The organism is Apilactobacillus kunkeei DSM 12361 = ATCC 700308, assembly GCF_001281265.1.
Lineage (GTDB): Bacteria > Bacillota > Bacilli > Lactobacillales > Lactobacillaceae > Apilactobacillus > Apilactobacillus kunkeei.
This window is the reverse complement of the sequence record NZ_JXDB01000005.1, coordinates 43,433-59,180: the sequence shown is the minus strand read 5'-3', so window position 1 is coordinate 59,180 and position 15,748 is coordinate 43,433. Positions and strand designations below refer to the sequence as shown.

Genomic DNA, 15,748 nt, shown 5'->3' with positions numbered 1-15,748 from the left:
TCCCCTATTCTGGATTTCTTTTACTTAGTTTCCATTGCAAGTATGCATTAATGAATGGATTTAGGTCGCCGTCCATAACATCTTGCGCCTTTGCTGTTTCATAATTGGTTCGATGGTCTTTAACCATTGAATATGGATGGAAAACATAAGATCTGATTTGCGACCCCCAACCAATCTCTTTTTGTTCACCTTCGAGTTGTGCCTTTTGCTGTTCCTTTTTTTCTTCTTCTAGTTCGTAAAGTTTGGACTTCAACATGTTCATGGCAGTTTCTCTATTTTGTAGTTGTGAACGTTGAGCTTGACTGGCCACAACAATCCCGGTAGGTTCATGAGTAATACGAACTGCTGAAGATGTTTTGTTAACGTGTTGTCCACCAGCACCACTGGCACGGTAAACATCAACTCGTAAGTCGGCAGGATTAATCTCAATGTCGACAGTGTCATCTAGTTCTGGCATTACATCGACAGAAGCAAATGATGTATGGCGACGTCCGGCAGAATCAAATGGTGAAATTCGAACTAGACGGTGAACACCTTTTTCTGATTTTAGGTATCCGTAGGCATTTTCACCACTAACCATGATGGTGGCAGTATCAATTCCGGCCACTTCTCCAGCTTGGTAGTTCAATGTTTCTAATTTGAATCCATTTTGATCAGCCCATCTGGTATACATTCTAAACAGCATCATGCCCCAATCGTGTGATTCAGTTCCACCCGCTCCTGGATGAATTTCCAGAATGGCATTGTTGGCATCATACTTACCATTTAGTAGCATCCCTAATCTGTACTTTTCAAGATGTGACTTAGTTTGTGCTAAAGTTTCTTCGAATTCTTCCATCATAGAATCATCGTTTTCCTCTTCGATTAATTCTAGGTTAACCTCTAGGTCTTCAGCCTCTTCATTTAGTTCATTAAAATTATCGTATTTTTTCTTTAATCGATTATTTTCATTAATAAAGCTTTGGGCAGTTTCTGGATTATCCCAGAATCCAGGTTCGGCCATCTTGGCTTCATTAATTTCAATGCTTTCTTGAAGGGAATCTAAGTCAAAGAGACCCCCTAAAGCCTTGGATGGCTTTTTTGATTTGACTTATTTCATTTTTAGCATCAGCTAGTTCCATTCTTACTCTCCTTACCAAAAAAGCGAAGTGAACTTCTGTTCATCTTCGCTTTATTATTATCTTTCGATGTTTTGTCTGATTTCAGCTTTCATGAACAATCTTGTGGCATCGTAATCAATATCTGAGACCATTTCTTCAAACATTTGATAACCTTCACGTTGGTATTCAACTAATGGGTTCAATTGACCATAACCTCTTAAACCAATTGATTGTCTCAATTGATCCATTTCATCAATATGATCAGTCCAGTGAGAATCAACAACTCTTAATACAACAACCTTTTCAAATTCTAGCATTTGTTCTGGGTCGTATAGTTGTTCTTTCTTTTCATTATAAACTTTTTCAGATAATTCAACCAAGAAGTCCTTGATTTCATCAGCTGATTTATCTTCTAAGTCAGATAGACTAATCATATCAGGACTAACAAGTGCACTAATGGCAAAGTCTAGGATTGTACTTAGGTCCCAGTCCTTCTTGTCACCTTGAGTGTGTAAGTTAACAATACGATTGATTGTTCTCTTAACCATTGGTTTCATAACCCAGTCTAATGACTTATCTTCAGTGATTACTTGGTATCTTTCGTTGTAGATAACGCTACGTTGTTGTCTCATAACGTCATCGTATTGTAGAACTTGTTTTCTTGAATCGTAGTTGTTACCTTCAACACGTTTTTGTGCTGATTCAACTTGCTTGGTGATTAAACGACTCTTGATAACAGCTGAATCACCATCAACCTTCATTCTTTCCAAGAAGTTCTTAATCTTATCAGAACCGAAACGACGCATTAAGTCATCTTCTAGTGATAAGTAGAATTGGGATAGACCTGGATCACCTTGACGTCCTGAACGTCCACGTAATTGGTTATCGATACGTCTTGATTCGTGTCTTTCAGTACCGATAACGGCAAGTCCACCTAATTCAACAACACCCGGTCCTAATTTAATATCAGTACCACGACCGGCCATGTTGGTAGCGATAGTAACCGCACCCTTTTGACCAGCGTTAGCAACGATTTCAGCTTCTTTAGCATGGTTCTTGGCATTTAGCACTTCGTGTTTGATACCAGCATCATCTAAACGTTTTGAAATGTATTCTGAAGTTTCAACGGCCACAGTACCAATTAGGATTGGTTGACCCTTGGCGTGTAATTCTTTGATTTCATCAACTACAGCATCAAATTTTGATTGTAGAGTTGGGTATAACAAGTCAGGTTCGTCCACTCTGGCAACCGGTCTGTTGGTTGGAATGGAGATAACGTCCATGTTATAGATTTCTCTAAATTCGTCTGCTTCAGTCTTAGCAGTACCAGTCATACCGGCAAGCTTGCTGTACATTCTGAATAAGTTTTGGTAAGTAATGTTGGCCATTGTCTTACTTTCTTCTTGAATGGTTACTCCTTCTTTAGCTTCGATAGCTTGGTGTAATCCATCAGAGAAACGACGACCATCCATAATACGACCAGTAAATGAATCAACGATAAGTACTTCGTCGTCAGAAACAACATAATCCTTATCCTTAATCATAATGAAGTTCGCACGCAATGCTTCATCAATGTGGTGAGTTAATGCCGTGTTATCAGTGTCGTATAGGTTCTTTAAGTTGAAGTACTTTTCAGCCTTTTCAATTCCTTGGTCATTTAAAGAAACAGTCTTTGATTCCAAGTCAATCTTGAAGTCATCTTTTTCCTTTAAAGTCTTAGCAAATTGATCAGCTTGCATGTATAGTTCTGAAGAACCTTTGGCTTGTCCTGAAATGATCAATGGAGTTCTAGCTTCATCAATTAAGATGGAGTCAACTTCATCGACGATGGCAAAGTTCAATGGTCTTTGAACCATGTCTTCTTTGTAGACAACCATGTTATCACGTAAGTAATCAAAACCGATTTCACTGTTAGTTGAGTAAGTGATATCAGCATTGTAAGCTTCACGTTTTTCTTCTGGGCTCTTTTCAGTTAAGTTAACACCTACTGATAGGCCTAACCAGTTGTATAGTTCACCCATTTGTTCAGCATCACGTTGTGATAGGTATTCGTTAACAGTAATAACGTGAACACCCTTACCAGCTAAGGCGTTTAGGTAAACTGGCATAGTGGCAGTCAATGTCTTACCTTCACCGGTCTTCATTTCTGAAATGTTACCTTCATGTAGCACAATTCCACCCATGATTTGAACATGGAAAGGAGTTAGACCTAATACACGAGTAGCACCTTCTCTGGCAACTGCAAATGCTTCTGGTAGTAAGTCATCAAGAGTTTCCCCATCTTGATAACGTTGTTGAAATTCTGGGGTTTTAGCTTTTAGTTCGTCATCACTTAGTTGGCTGATTTCATCGGCGTATGCTTCAACCTTATCAGCTAGCTTGCTAAGTCTTTTAACTTCACGCTTATCGCTTTCGACCCATTTTCTTAAAATGTTAGCCATTTGTTTATTTTCCTTCCGTGAATTAGTTTTTAATGTTTTATTCGCTTTATATAAATTCTATCTTTCTTATTCTAACATTTAATTATCATTTTTAAAAACAGATTATCTAATTCTTCTAAAAAAATATCCTTTATATTTAAAACATCCCTTATCGACATAAAGTTAGTCCGAAAACTTGCTTCGCACCATTTGATCTCAGTACATTTGCCGCATGTCTAATCGTGGTCCCAGTAGTATAAATATCGTCGACCAATAATATCTTTTGATCGATTATTTCAGACACATGTTTAGGATTGATTGTGAAAACTTGTTTGTTGTGAATGCGCTGTTGACGGTTCAACTTAGACTGCCGCACCTTGCGTTTTTCCTTCACCATTAGAGCATCAACATATTCAATATCTCCCAAGAGTCCAATGACTTGGTTAAAGCCCCGATTAATCTTAGTTTCAATACTAACTGGAATCGGTACTATCAACAAATCTTTTCTCATCTTTTTTCTAATCTCTTTTTGAAAAATCATTCGTAACTGGTAGTCGCCGACAAACTTGTAACGGTGCATAAAATCCTTCATTGCATCGTTATATTGGAAGATTGATTCATTCACAAAATGATTCCCTAATTGGTGCCATTTCTGACAATCAATACATATTCCGGACTTATCCATTTGTCGCCCGCAGGACGTACATATCCTTGTTTCATCAATGCGAGCAAACTGGTTCATACACTCCGCACAAACGTATCGCTTTGGCAGTCTTTTAAAACTCAATAAAAAATCAAGTGACATGTCATATACCATTGATTTATTGCACAATAGGCAGCTATCCATTTAATTTTTTCGCCTTCTTATTCATATACTTAATCTGATTAATCGAACTCTTAATGGCCAGCGTGTTTTCCTCGGCTAGAAACAATACCTCCCCAGTCGGTCGATCTAGTTTTCTACCCACTCTTCCAGCTATTTGCACCAATGATGAAGTTGAAAAGACCTCATCTTCTGCCCCGAATACGATCACATCAATTCCAGGAAAGGTAACGCCTCGTTCCAAAATGGTGGTAGTAATCAAAAACAGTTTGCGTTGTTCACGCATATCGGATACCTTCTCCATTCGTTTGTCATCACTAGAAAAGACGGTCTCCCATTTACTGCCGTCAAAATGCTTGGCTAAAATATCACTAATTGTTTTTAAATCGGCAATGCGAGGAACAAACAATAAAAAGCGTTGGTTTTCTTTAATCTTTTCGTCAATCTTATGTAGTAGTAACCTCGGCAATTTTTGTTTCTTTAAATTCTCGCGCCACTTCTTTGTGTACTTTAATTTAATTTCCGGTAATAAATGACGATGAAATCGAATTGGTAAGTAGCTAGCTGATAGTTTGTTGGACCTTATCTTCTTCGTCATTTCATTGGTCGGTGTAGCCGTTAAAAACAACTTGGCACTAATTTGTTTCGTCGCATTTTCTACCGCAAAGTGTAATCCGTCGTTATTTACAAACGGAAAGGAATCGACCTCATCGATAATCAATACGTCAAAGGCTCGATAAAATCGTAATAGTTGATGGGTAGTGCAAATTGTCAACTGCGCATAGTGATACGGTTGTGGATTACAGCCGTGTAGAAGAATCATCGATGTGTTGGTAAACGCCTCCTTAATTCTCGGGTATAGTTCAACACAAACATCCACACGTGGCGATGCAATACCAACGCGTTTGCCCTCAGTTAATGCTTTTTCGATTCCCGGAAACAACATTTCAGTCTTCCCTGCTCCGGTAACCGCCCACAATAGGTGCGTCTTTTTGTTTTCGAAGACTTCGATAATATCTCTGGAACACTTCTTTTGCTCATTAGTCAATTGCCCCTGCCATGTTAAAACAGGCTGCTTAATCTCAAAATCATTTGGCTCATCAGCGTACACTAATGGAATGCTTTTGGTTACTCGATCCAAATTGATGCAGACTGGACAATAATAGTTATTATTTGGCAAATTACACCTGTTTACGGGCGTTTTTTGGCCACATCGTTTACAATAGATATTGTTACTGTTAACCTTAATTGGAACGTATTTATGAACAATAGAGTTATTTAAGAGACTGTCATCCACCATCGTGGCGTTGACTTGTCTCCCGTATAATTCAGAAACATCTTTAATCATAATTATCACCATAATTAAGTACGCAAAAAAGATAAATTCTGAGGTGAAAACATCTAAATGGAAAAAGATTATCTCACAATTAAAGAAAATGGTGTCAACGAGATTGATATCAAAAAATCACAATTCATCTGTTCAATCGCTAGAGTATCAAACGAAGGTGAAGCAATGGCTTTCGTTAATAGCGTCAAAGAAGAACATAAAAAAGCCACTCACAACTGTCATGCCTATGTGATTGGCCAAGACGACTCCATTCAACGCGCTAGTGATAACGGTGAACCATCAGGAACTGCTGGTGTGCCCATCCTAGAAGCGTTAAAAAACATTGGCGTGCACAACACCGCTGCCGTCGTTACCAGATACTTTGGTGGCATTAAACTAGGTGCCGGTGGTTTAATTCGCGCATACAGTAATGCCACCACCAAGGCCATCGAACACGTCGGCATCGTCAAAAAAATTTTACAAACAGAAATCACTATCGACGTTGCCTACAACTTATTTGATCAATTAAATTACCACCTAGAGGAAAACGGCATTAACATTATCGACACTCAATATACCGACAAGGTTTCCGTAATCGTTGCCATCGATAATCCCAAGGTTGAAGAGTTTAAACAAAAAGTAATTGATTTACTAAACGGTCGTGTCGAAATGCATGATGGCGATGAAAAATACTTTGAAGTTGATTATGATCCATACAAAAAAGAATGACCAAATGGCCATTCTTTTTTTAGTGGTTATCTTTACTTGTGTTTTCTTTAACGACTTTTTTAATTGCGTTTAGTAATGGTTGTCTGTCCTTACCCGCTAAACCGATTGATTCAACGAATAGCTCCAACCCGATTAACGTTGCAATCGTTAGTAAAATGGAACCCCAAATTGTTGAGATTGGATATAACAATGAAATGAATGAGAAAATCAATGCAATTCCATAGATTACCAATACGGTTTGACGGTGAGTCAATCCGATTTGCATCAAACGGTGATGTAAGTGTCGTTTGTCAGCATGCATGATTGGTTGTTTGTTTAACATTCTACGTAAGATTGCGTAAATAGTATCGGTGATTGGGACACCCAGGATAATTACCGGAATAATGACGGTAATGAATGTGGCATTCTTCAATCCGTTCAATGAAAAAATTGAAATCATGAAACCGATGAACAATGATCCTGTATCCCCTAGATAGATTCTAGCTGGGAAGAAATTGTAAGGTAAAAATCCTAAACATGCTGCAACTAGTGCAAAAATCATGATTGAAACGTAGACGTTTCCAACGTTTAGGAAGAAAAAGCCTGTAATTCCCATGGTGGTCAAGGCAATAACTGCGACCCCCGTTGCTAATCCATCCAGACCATCAATTAAGTTAACGGCGTTAGTGATTGCTAAAATCCAAATTAGAGTAATTGGTAAACTGAACCATCCCAGACTAAATGTTCCAATGAATGGTAACGATACATTACTCATTTGAATGTTTCCGAAGAAATAGACAATAATTGCTGCTAAACTAATCCCAAATACCTTTTGACGTGGTTTTAATACAATGATGTCATCGATTACCCCTGTAATAATGATAACTACTTGGCCTGCAAACATCCCATAAAGTTGATGGGTTGGCATTTGCGACCTTAATAGGAACAATGTGGCAATTGTGTATGACACAAAAATTGCCAAACCTCCTAATGTCGGCATGGGAATTTTATTCATTCTTCGCTTATTTGGACTATCGATAGCTCCCCAGCGAAATGCTAATTTTCTAATAAACGGCGTTACCACAGCAGAAATTAACATTGTCGCGAAAAGGGAAACGATAATTTCGAATTTTAGCATAACTGTTATCCTTTCGTTTTATAATACTATTAATAAATTATACAAATGTAACAGATTAAAAACAAGGTTAAACAAAAAAAGGATTCCCAAAGGAATCCTTTTTTATTACATCATTGGTCCCATTGAAGGGTTCATTGGATCTTTCTTTTCTTCTGGTAAGTTAGCAACAACAGCTTCAGTAGTTAATAGCAATGCTGAAACAGATGCGGCGTTTTGAAGAGCAGATCTTGATACCTTGGTTGGGTCAACAACTCCAGCCTTAACCATGTCTTCGTATTCACCAGTAGCGGCATTGAAACCAATACCCATTTCTTTACCCTTTAGATGTTCAACAACGATTGAACCATCAATTCCGGCGTTGTGGGCGATTTGTCTAACTGGAGCTTCTAGAGCACGTAAAACGATGTTTACACCAGTCTTTTCGTCACCTTCAGCAGGAATTTCTTCTAAATCCTTTAGGATGTTGATGAATGCAGTTCCACCACCAGGAACGAAGCCTTCTTCAACAGCGGCTCTAGTTGAGTTCAATGCATCTTCAATTCTGTACTTACGTTCTTTTAGTTCAGTTTCGGTAGCTGCACCAACACGGATAACGGCAACACCACCGGCTAACTTAGCTAAACGTTCACGTAGCTTTTCTTTGTCGAATTCTGATGTAGTAGTTTCTAGTTGGTTCTTGATTTCTGCAACACGTGCAGCAAGTTGGTCCTTGTCACCGGCACCTTGAACAATTGTAGTGTCATCCTTAGTAACGTTAACCTTGTTAGCTTGACCTAATTGATCAATGGTTACATCCTTTAGGTTTAATCCTAGGTCGTCAGTGATTAAAGTAGCGCCTGTAAGAACTGAAATATCTTGTAGTTGAGCCTTACGACGGTCACCAAAACCAGGAGCCTTAACAGCAACAACGTTGAAAGTACCACGCATCTTGTTTAATACCAATGTTGGTAGTGCTTCACCACCAATATCATCGGCAATGATTAGAAGTGAACGACCTTGTTCAACAACTGATTGTAGTACTGGTAGGATTTCTTGAATGTTGTTAATCTTCTTGTCAGTAACTAAGATGTATGGGTTGTCTAAGTCAGCTTGCATCTTATCGTTGTCGGTAACCATGTATTGTGACATGTAACCACGATCAAATTGCATACCTTCTACAACATCCATAGTTGTATTAACACCACGTGAATCTTCAACAGTGATAACACCATCGTTTCCAACCTTTTCCATAGCATCGGCGATTAATTCACCAACTTCTGGGTTAGCAGCTGAAATTGAAGCGATTTGAGCAATATCATTCTTGCTCTTGATTTCGTTTGACATCTTGTGTAGCTTTTCAACGGCTACTTCGGTTGCCTTTTCGATACCGCGACGAACACCAACTGGGTTGGCACCGGCAGTAACGTTCTTCATTCCTTCGTTTACGATTGCTTGAGTTAATACAGTAGCAGTAGTAGTACCATCACCGGCAATGTCGTCAGTCTTTGATGCAACTTCTGATACTAACTTAGCACCCATGTTTTCAAAATGATTTGGTAGTTCGATTGACTTAGCGATTGTAACACCATCATTAGTAATGTTTGGTGTACCTGTTGATTGTTCAACAACAACGTTTCTACCCTTTGGTCCTAATGTAGTCTTAACAGTGTTTGCAAGTTTATCAACACCTCTTAGCATTGAACGTCTTGCGTCTTCTGAGAATTTAACTTCCTTAGCCATTTTTTATTCACCTCATTAATAATTTCGTTTTATCTATTATTCAACGACAGCTAAAATGTCACTTTCTTTTAGTACTAAATATTTTTGACCATCGTAGTCTACAGAAGTACCTGAGTACTTGTCGTAAACAACTTCGTCACCCTTCTTAACTTCTGGTGCAACAGTTTGGCCATTGTCTAAAACTCTGCCGTTTCCAACGGCAACAACTTTACCAGTTTGTGGTTTTTCTTTAGCATTATTTGCTAACACAATGCCTCCAACTGTTTCTTCTTTAGCTTCTTGTGCTTCAATAATTACACGATCACCCAATGGTTTTAACATTTTGCTTGACCTCACTTTGTTTTTTTATGCTTTTTATCAGTATTAGCAGTCAATTATTATAAGTGCTAATCACTATAAATAATATATTATTTTTTAGTTTTAGATGCAAGAATTTTTACTTGATACACGATATAATCCAACAAAAAAAGATGGGCCAACGGCTCATCTTGCTTATTCACCTTCATAGTGTTCAATGAAGTAAATTAAAGTTTGTAATTCGTTAGTTAAATCAACGTTTTGTACTCTAACATTTTTGGGAACTGATAAACGTTTTGAAGTAAAGTTCATGATACCCTTAGCTCCACCATTTACGGCTTCATCACATAGGTCTTGAACTACGGTTGCTGGAACAGTAAAAATGACTACTTCAATTTGTTGATCTCTTAATTGTTCTTGTAAGTCTTTAACATCGTATACTGGTACACCACTTTGAACAGTGTTAATCATGTCGTCATGAATATCGAAGGCAGCTGAGATTCTTACGTTACTATCTTTGTGAAAATTAAAGTGTAGTAAGGCTTGACCCAAATTACCTAAACCGACTAATGCAACATTTGTTAAGTGATCTTGATTTAGAATCTTCTTGAAGAAGTCTAATAAATTATCAACTTCGTATCCATATCCACGTTTTCCAAGAGCTCCAAAATAAGATAAATCTCTTCTAATGGTTGCTGAATCAACTTGCACTGCTTCAGCAAAAGTACTAGAGGATATTCTCTTTATTTTCGCGTCGTGTAAACCGCTAAGATATCGATAATACATAGGCAATCTTTTAGCCGTTGCCCTAGGAATTTTAATATCCAAAATGTTCCCTCCCGAATCTTTCATAACATTTATGTATTCTATCATAAAAACAAAGTTTGTGAAAATATTATCATCTACTAAAATGGATTGAACATTTTAATTTATTGGTCATAATATGCTAAAATAGTCATTATTACTGATAATACAAGAGAATTAGGAGGTGAATTTTATGATTATTTTACAAGCAAATAAAATGACAAAACGATTTGGTGGGCAAGATCTTTTCACAAGCGTTAACTTGAGTATCGAAGAAAACAGCAAGGTTGCCTTGGTTGGTAGAAACGGTGCTGGTAAGTCAACATTAGTGAAAATGATTTTGGGCGATGAACCAATCGATGAAGGTGAAGTCACCACCAAAAAAGGTATCACCATTGGATACTTAGCTCAAAATACTGGTCTAACTTCTGATGACACCATCATTGAAGAAATGACCAATGTCTTTGCTGATTTAATCGCTTTAGAAAATAAAATTCACGAATACGAAAACAAAATGGCTGACCCAAACGTCAACTCGAATCCAGAAAAGCTGGCAGAAGTTTCACAAACTTATGACCAACTCCAAGCTGAGTTTACCGCTAAAAATGGTTTTTCTTATCAAGCCGAAATCAAGGCCGTCCTAAACGGGTTTGGCTTCGGTGAAGAAATGTACAATCATAAAATTAGTGAGCTATCAGGTGGTCAACAAACCCAATTAGCGATGGCAAAACTACTTCTACAAAAGAAGGACCTATTGATTCTAGACGAACCTACCAACCATATTGATGTTAAAACCATCAGTTGGCTGGAAGATTATCTAAAGAGTTATCATGGTGCCCTTCTAATTATCTCTCATGACCGTTTCTTCATGGATAAGATTGTTGATCAAGTCTACGACTTATCACAAGGTCACATGACTCATTATGTTGGAAACTACTCCAGTTATGTTGAACAAAAGAAACTAAATTACCAACATCAACTAAAGGAATACGAAAAACAACAAAAGAAAATCAAAGAGATGCAGGAGTTCGTTGATAAAAACATTGTTCGTGCATCAACTACCAATCGAGCTCAATCAAGAAGAACTCAATTGGAAAAGATGGAAAAAATAGCGGCACCAACTCGTGATGATAAATCCGCTCGTCTTTCATTTACTCCTGAAAAACAAAGTGGAAACGTCGTTTTAAACATTCGTGATGCTGCAATTGGATACAATCACCAAATCCTATCTAAAAATATCAATATTGATGTTAAACGTAATCAAGCGGTCGCATTGATTGGACCAAACGGAATCGGTAAATCAACATTGCTAAAGACCATCATGAAACAATTGCCACTCCAATCTGGTGAAATCGAACGTGGTACCGTCGTCCAAATCGGTTACTACGACCAACACCAAGATAACCTACATCCTAACAAGACTGTCTTAAATGAAATCTGGGACGACTACCCTACTTATCCTGAACAACGCATTCGTTCAATCCTAGGTAGTTTCTTGTTCTCTGGTGAAGACGTTGAAAAAGTGGTTGGTAACCTTTCTGGTGGTGAAAAGGCCCGCCTAGTTTTGACTAAGCTATCCATGAATCACGATAACTTCTTAATCCTAGATGAACCTACAAACCATTTGGATATCGATAGTAGAGAAGTGCTAGAAAACGCATTGATCAGTTTCGATGGAACCATTTTATTTGTATCTCATGATAGATACTTCATCAATAAGTTAGCCACTCAAATTGTCGAGCTATCCCCTGATGGTAGCGAACTATTCCTTGGTAACTACAACTATTATGTAGAAAAGAAGGAAGAACAAGCGGCCATTGAAGAACACAAAAAAGAAGAACAAGCTAAGGACAAAGAGGTTGAAGACCCCAAGCCAAAGTCACAAAATCAAAAAGAGTTCATTGCTAACAAAGAGTTACAAAAGAAGCAAAGAAAACTTAAACGTCAAGTTGAAGATTTAGAAGAACAACTAGATGCTTCCCAAAAAGATAAATCGTCCATTGAAGCAGAAATGGTTAAACCAGAAAACTTAAATGACATTGAAAAGTTGAATGATTTGCAAGCTAAACTAACCGATATCAACTCTAAGATTGAAAAGATTGAAACCGATTGGGAAAACGCAATGATGAAACTTGAATAAACAAAAAAGATGAATCCAAAACGGATTCATCTTTTTTTATTCTTCATCTTCTAAAAGGTCAAATTCCAAACTTGGGTCAGCATTCAAATCAACGCCAGCAAAGACATTTTTCTTTGCCATCACATATCCGGCTGCACCAATCATTGCGGCATTATCACCACAAAGTTTGTTTGGCACCTTAATTAATTCAGTTGTATCAATCTTATCAATTTTTTCTTCTAAAGCACTACGAAGACCCTTATTAGCGGCAACCCCACCAGCCAAAATCAATTGAGAAACTGGATATTCTTGTAATGCTCTAGTGGTCTTATCAACTAAAACATCAACGACTGCGCTTTGGAAACTAGCTGCTAAATCGTTCTTATCCAATTCTTCATGAATTTGATCTGCATGGTGAGTGGTGTTTAGAAACGCGCTCTTTAATCCGCTAAATGAAAAGTCGAAGTTATCTTCTTTTTCCATCGCACGTGGGAAGTTAAATGTATCTTTACCTTCAGCAGCCATTGCATCAACCTTAGGTCCAGCTGGGTAGTTAATTCCCAATACTCGACCAACCTTGTCGTATGCTTCACCGGCAGCGTCATCCCTAGTTTCACCGATAATCTTGAAGTCGCCCTCTTCTTTCATTAGGACCAATTCAGTATGACCACCGGAAACAACCAATGCTAATGCTGGATAGTTAATCTTGGTAACAAAACGACTAGCCAAGATGTGTCCGGAAATGTGGTTAACTGGAATCAATGGGATATTGTGTGCCCATGCAATGGTCTTAGCAGCAGTAACACCGATTAAGAGCGCACCGACTAGTCCTGGACCATATGTCACCGCGATTGCGTCGATGTCATCGTATGAAACATCAGCTTGCTTCATTGCATCTTCAACACAGATAGTGATTTGTTCAATATGATGTCTACTTGCAACTTCTGGAACCACTCCACCAAATCGCTTGTGACTATTGATTTGCGTTGCAACAACGTTTGATAATATTTTTTCGCCATCTTCGATAATGGCCACACTAGTTTCATCACAACTAGATTCAAAAGACATAATTATATGTGGTTGCACAAAAAAACCTCGTTTCATTAAATTCCAAAGTTATTTGGAATAGTTTCGTATAGACTTAAATCTAAAACCATATCAACGGCATCTTCATGATCACCGTCGTAGTAGCCCTTCTTCACACCAACTTGTTTAAAACCTAAGTCGGAATACAATCTTTGAGCTTTAACGTTACTAATTCTTACTTCCAAAGAAACCGTCTTATAGTTTAATTGACGAGCCTTCTTAATAATCTTAGCGATTAAGAAGTAACCTAATCCACGTTCTTGGTATTCTGGTTTTACAGCAACGTTTGAGATATGGCAGTCTCCCTGTTTATCGTTTAAAGAACTACCGATAAAAGCAACTAGTTCATCTTCTTGACGTAATAGTAAATAAAAGCGATCCAATCGTGGCTTTAGCTCAGGTAAGAACGCTTCGTCAGTCCATGGTGCCTTACCATCGTAAACGTCACGTTCGATATTAACCATTTCAGGAATATCGGTAACCATTGCCTTGGCCAAGTAAAACTTATCGCCATTAATCTTTACGATGTGGTTCTTGATATTTAGGTGTTCCTTTTTCATTAGGTGCTCGGTATTCACAAATTTTTTCTGATACCAATTAATTAACTTTTTCAACATATGAAGTAACTTCTTCCCCGGGATGATTTTGTTTCCAATCTGCTTCAGCTTTAGTCAAACGTAAATATCTTGGTACAAATGTATGAATGTATTCAACAGGTGATAAGGTTTGTCCATATAAACCTAATCTAGCTGCTTGTGGTAAGTTATCAAAACTATCACTAAAAATAACTTTGTCTCCAAACTTATTCTTCAATGCATCTTCAAAATGTGGTGCGTCGGTACCAACAGCATAGACTGTCTTGTCTTTGATATCGATTCTGTCTAACCATTTATCAAAGTCGGTATGACAGTCTTCTAAGACATTTTCTGGAACGCCATTTTTAATTTCATAAAGTCCAGAAAAGACGTTATTGTTTCTAGCATCAAAAATTGGCATTACAAGGCTGCCCTCTTGCTTAATGTTTAGTGCTAAGGTTTGCAAACTTGATACACCTACTAGTTCAATTCCTAAGGTGTATGCCAAAGTTTTAGCTGTGGCAGTCGCAATTCTAATTCCAGTGTATGAGCCTGGACCGTCTGCCACAACAACTCTTTGTAAGTCCGATGGTGTTAAGTCCACCTTTGTCATTAATTCATCAATAATTGGAAGTAAATATTCCGCATGTTTTTGATGAACAGTAGTTGTTTCTGTCGCTAATATTTGACCATCATCCAAAATAGCAACAGTTAGTTGTCGATTGGATGTATCTAAAGACAATACTTTCATCCTGTTTTTCCGTCTCCCTAATAACTTTATTAATATACGTAATAATTCTAAAACAAATTATAACAAAAAAATAGGTGTCTCCATAATAAAAATGAACACACCCGAAAATATTTAATCATTTTTTCGCCAAGTAATGTTGGCAATTGCAGAATGACTGTCACCACTCATGATTTCATGCTTAGTTAGAATTGAACCGTCCACTTGTTCTTCCATGTCATAGTAACTTTCTACTGTTGATCCATATTTAACTTCATTTTCATATCTTAATAGGAAATGAGTTGGCGTATGGTTGGTTAAGAAGTCAGCAGGTAAGACGTTTACCATCCAATCCATGTAATGAGCATTGTTTACGTGTTGGTTTGAATCAATATCTGTATATCTTACGCGGAAGCTTTGTTTAGTTTCTTCGTTGTATTGGACCTTTTGTGGTTTAGGCATCTTAGGAACTTGGTTAACCTTTTCAGCACCAAATGGTTCTACGGTTTCCTTTGGAATGGAAGCAATCTTTCTTTCCTTGTAATTCATAGCTGCCCATAAACCGGTCATGTGCATTAACACTTCTCCTGATTCGCTTTCGATAGTGAATTCACGGTAAGCAAAGTACTTGTTGTATGACTTTGACTTCGTATTAATGGTGATATTTTCATCAACCACTGGCATACGGTTAATATGCACATCGTATTGAATAACAACCCAGGTAACTCCGAACTGGCGGACAAATTCAGCGCCGACACCAAGCTTATCACTATGATCTTCTGACGCCAGGATAATAACATCTAGCATCATCGCAATGGTCATACGACGGGTAAAGTCAGCTTCATAGTAAGTAACTCGATGGTTTTCACTAAAAACAGTTGGTTGGTTTTCCATTATTATTCACT

At 37.8% G+C, this 15,748-nt stretch carries 14 protein-coding genes; 2 read left to right on the top strand and 12 right to left on the bottom strand.

What is annotated here, in order from left to right; translation table 11 throughout:
• Positions 1-4: 4 nt before the first annotated feature.
• The 4 genes from prfB to RZ79_RS01925 all read right to left on the bottom strand — a co-directional run bounded on the left by prfB (position 5) and on the right by RZ79_RS01925 (position 5,691).
• Positions 5-1,121, bottom strand: a protein-coding gene (gene prfB, locus RZ79_RS01940) for a peptide chain release factor 2 (RefSeq protein ID WP_155457555.1) whose coding sequence is annotated in 2 segments (ribosomal slippage) — positions 5-1,048 and positions 1,050-1,121 — 1,116 coding nt in all. Because the reading frame shifts where the segments join, the coding sequence is not laid out codon by codon here.
• Between the two features lie 56 nt (positions 1,122-1,177).
• Positions 1,178-3,541 carry a preprotein translocase subunit SecA gene (gene secA, locus RZ79_RS01935; RefSeq protein WP_054449759.1) on the bottom strand — a complete coding sequence of 788 codons (2,364 nt, stop codon included), beginning with the start codon at positions 3,539-3,541 and terminating at the stop codon, positions 1,178-1,180.
• Positions 3,542-3,689: 148 nt separating this feature from the next.
• Entirely contained in the window at positions 3,690-4,145 is a 456-nt protein-coding gene (locus tag RZ79_RS01930; protein ID WP_162200343.1) for a ComF family protein, read from the bottom strand.
• A gap of 214 nt (positions 4,146-4,359) precedes the next feature.
• On the bottom strand, positions 4,360-5,691 hold the full coding sequence (locus tag RZ79_RS01925; RefSeq protein ID WP_054449757.1) for an ATP-dependent helicase ComFA: 1,332 nt from the start codon (positions 5,689-5,691) through the stop codon (positions 4,360-4,362).
• 57 nt (positions 5,692-5,748) lie between these two features.
• Here RZ79_RS01925 and RZ79_RS01920 point away from each other — a divergent pair, with 57 nt between their 5' ends.
• Complete coding sequence (locus RZ79_RS01920) at positions 5,749-6,399, top strand: YigZ family protein (RefSeq protein ID WP_054449756.1); 651 nt, start codon at positions 5,749-5,751, stop codon at positions 6,397-6,399.
• Positions 6,400-6,418: 19 nt separating this feature from the next.
• Here the strand turns inward: RZ79_RS01920 and RZ79_RS01915 are convergent, their stop codons facing one another.
• The 4 genes from RZ79_RS01915 to RZ79_RS01900 form a co-directional block, all read right to left on the bottom strand.
• Positions 6,419-7,516 carry a glycosyltransferase family 4 protein gene (locus tag RZ79_RS01915; RefSeq protein WP_053795213.1) on the bottom strand — a complete coding sequence of 366 codons (1,098 nt, stop codon included), beginning with the start codon at positions 7,514-7,516 and terminating at the stop codon, positions 6,419-6,421.
• A 105-nt stretch (positions 7,517-7,621) separates the two neighbouring features.
• Positions 7,622-9,235, bottom strand: a complete 1,614-nt coding sequence (groL, locus tag RZ79_RS01910) for a chaperonin GroEL (RefSeq protein ID WP_053792505.1) — start codon at positions 9,233-9,235, stop codon at positions 7,622-7,624.
• Positions 9,236-9,271: 36 nt separating this feature from the next.
• The gene (gene groES, locus RZ79_RS01905) at positions 9,272-9,556 is read right to left on the bottom strand and encodes a co-chaperone GroES (protein WP_054449755.1); all 285 of its coding nucleotides are present in this window, start codon (positions 9,554-9,556) and stop codon (positions 9,272-9,274) included.
• Between the two features lie 171 nt (positions 9,557-9,727).
• A complete protein-coding gene (locus tag RZ79_RS01900; RefSeq protein ID WP_155457557.1) occupies positions 9,728-10,363 on the bottom strand; it encodes a redox-sensing transcriptional repressor Rex in 636 nt (211 codons plus the stop codon).
• A 166-nt stretch (positions 10,364-10,529) separates the two neighbouring features.
• On the opposite strand from RZ79_RS01900, the gene RZ79_RS01895 reads away from it, so the two are divergent.
• Positions 10,530-12,476 (top strand): ABC transporter ATP-binding protein, encoded by a 1,947-nt coding sequence (locus RZ79_RS01895; protein WP_054449753.1) that lies wholly within the window; start codon positions 10,530-10,532, stop codon positions 12,474-12,476.
• 36 nt (positions 12,477-12,512) lie between these two features.
• On the opposite strand, the gene tsaD is transcribed toward RZ79_RS01895, so the two are convergent.
• The 4 genes from tsaD to RZ79_RS01875 all read right to left on the bottom strand — a co-directional run bounded on the left by tsaD (position 12,513) and on the right by RZ79_RS01875 (position 15,737).
• Positions 12,513-13,559, bottom strand: a complete 1,047-nt coding sequence (tsaD, locus tag RZ79_RS01890; protein WP_054449752.1) for a tRNA (adenosine(37)-N6)-threonylcarbamoyltransferase complex transferase subunit TsaD — start codon at positions 13,557-13,559, stop codon at positions 12,513-12,515.
• Complete coding sequence (rimI, locus tag RZ79_RS01885; RefSeq protein ID WP_041152525.1) at positions 13,559-14,158, bottom strand: ribosomal protein S18-alanine N-acetyltransferase; 600 nt, start codon at positions 14,156-14,158, stop codon at positions 13,559-13,561. Before rimI ends, tsaD begins: the two co-directional genes overlap by 1 nt.
• Positions 14,139-14,867, bottom strand: coding sequence for a tRNA (adenosine(37)-N6)-threonylcarbamoyltransferase complex dimerization subunit type 1 TsaB (tsaB, locus tag RZ79_RS01880; protein ID WP_054449751.1), 729 nt, complete (start codon positions 14,865-14,867; stop codon positions 14,139-14,141). Before tsaB ends, rimI begins: the two co-directional genes overlap by 20 nt.
• Positions 14,868-14,978: 111 nt before the next feature.
• Positions 14,979-15,737, bottom strand: coding sequence for an acyl-[acyl-carrier-protein] thioesterase (locus RZ79_RS01875; protein WP_054449750.1), 759 nt, complete (start codon positions 15,735-15,737; stop codon positions 14,979-14,981).
• Positions 15,738-15,748 lie beyond the last annotated feature (11 nt).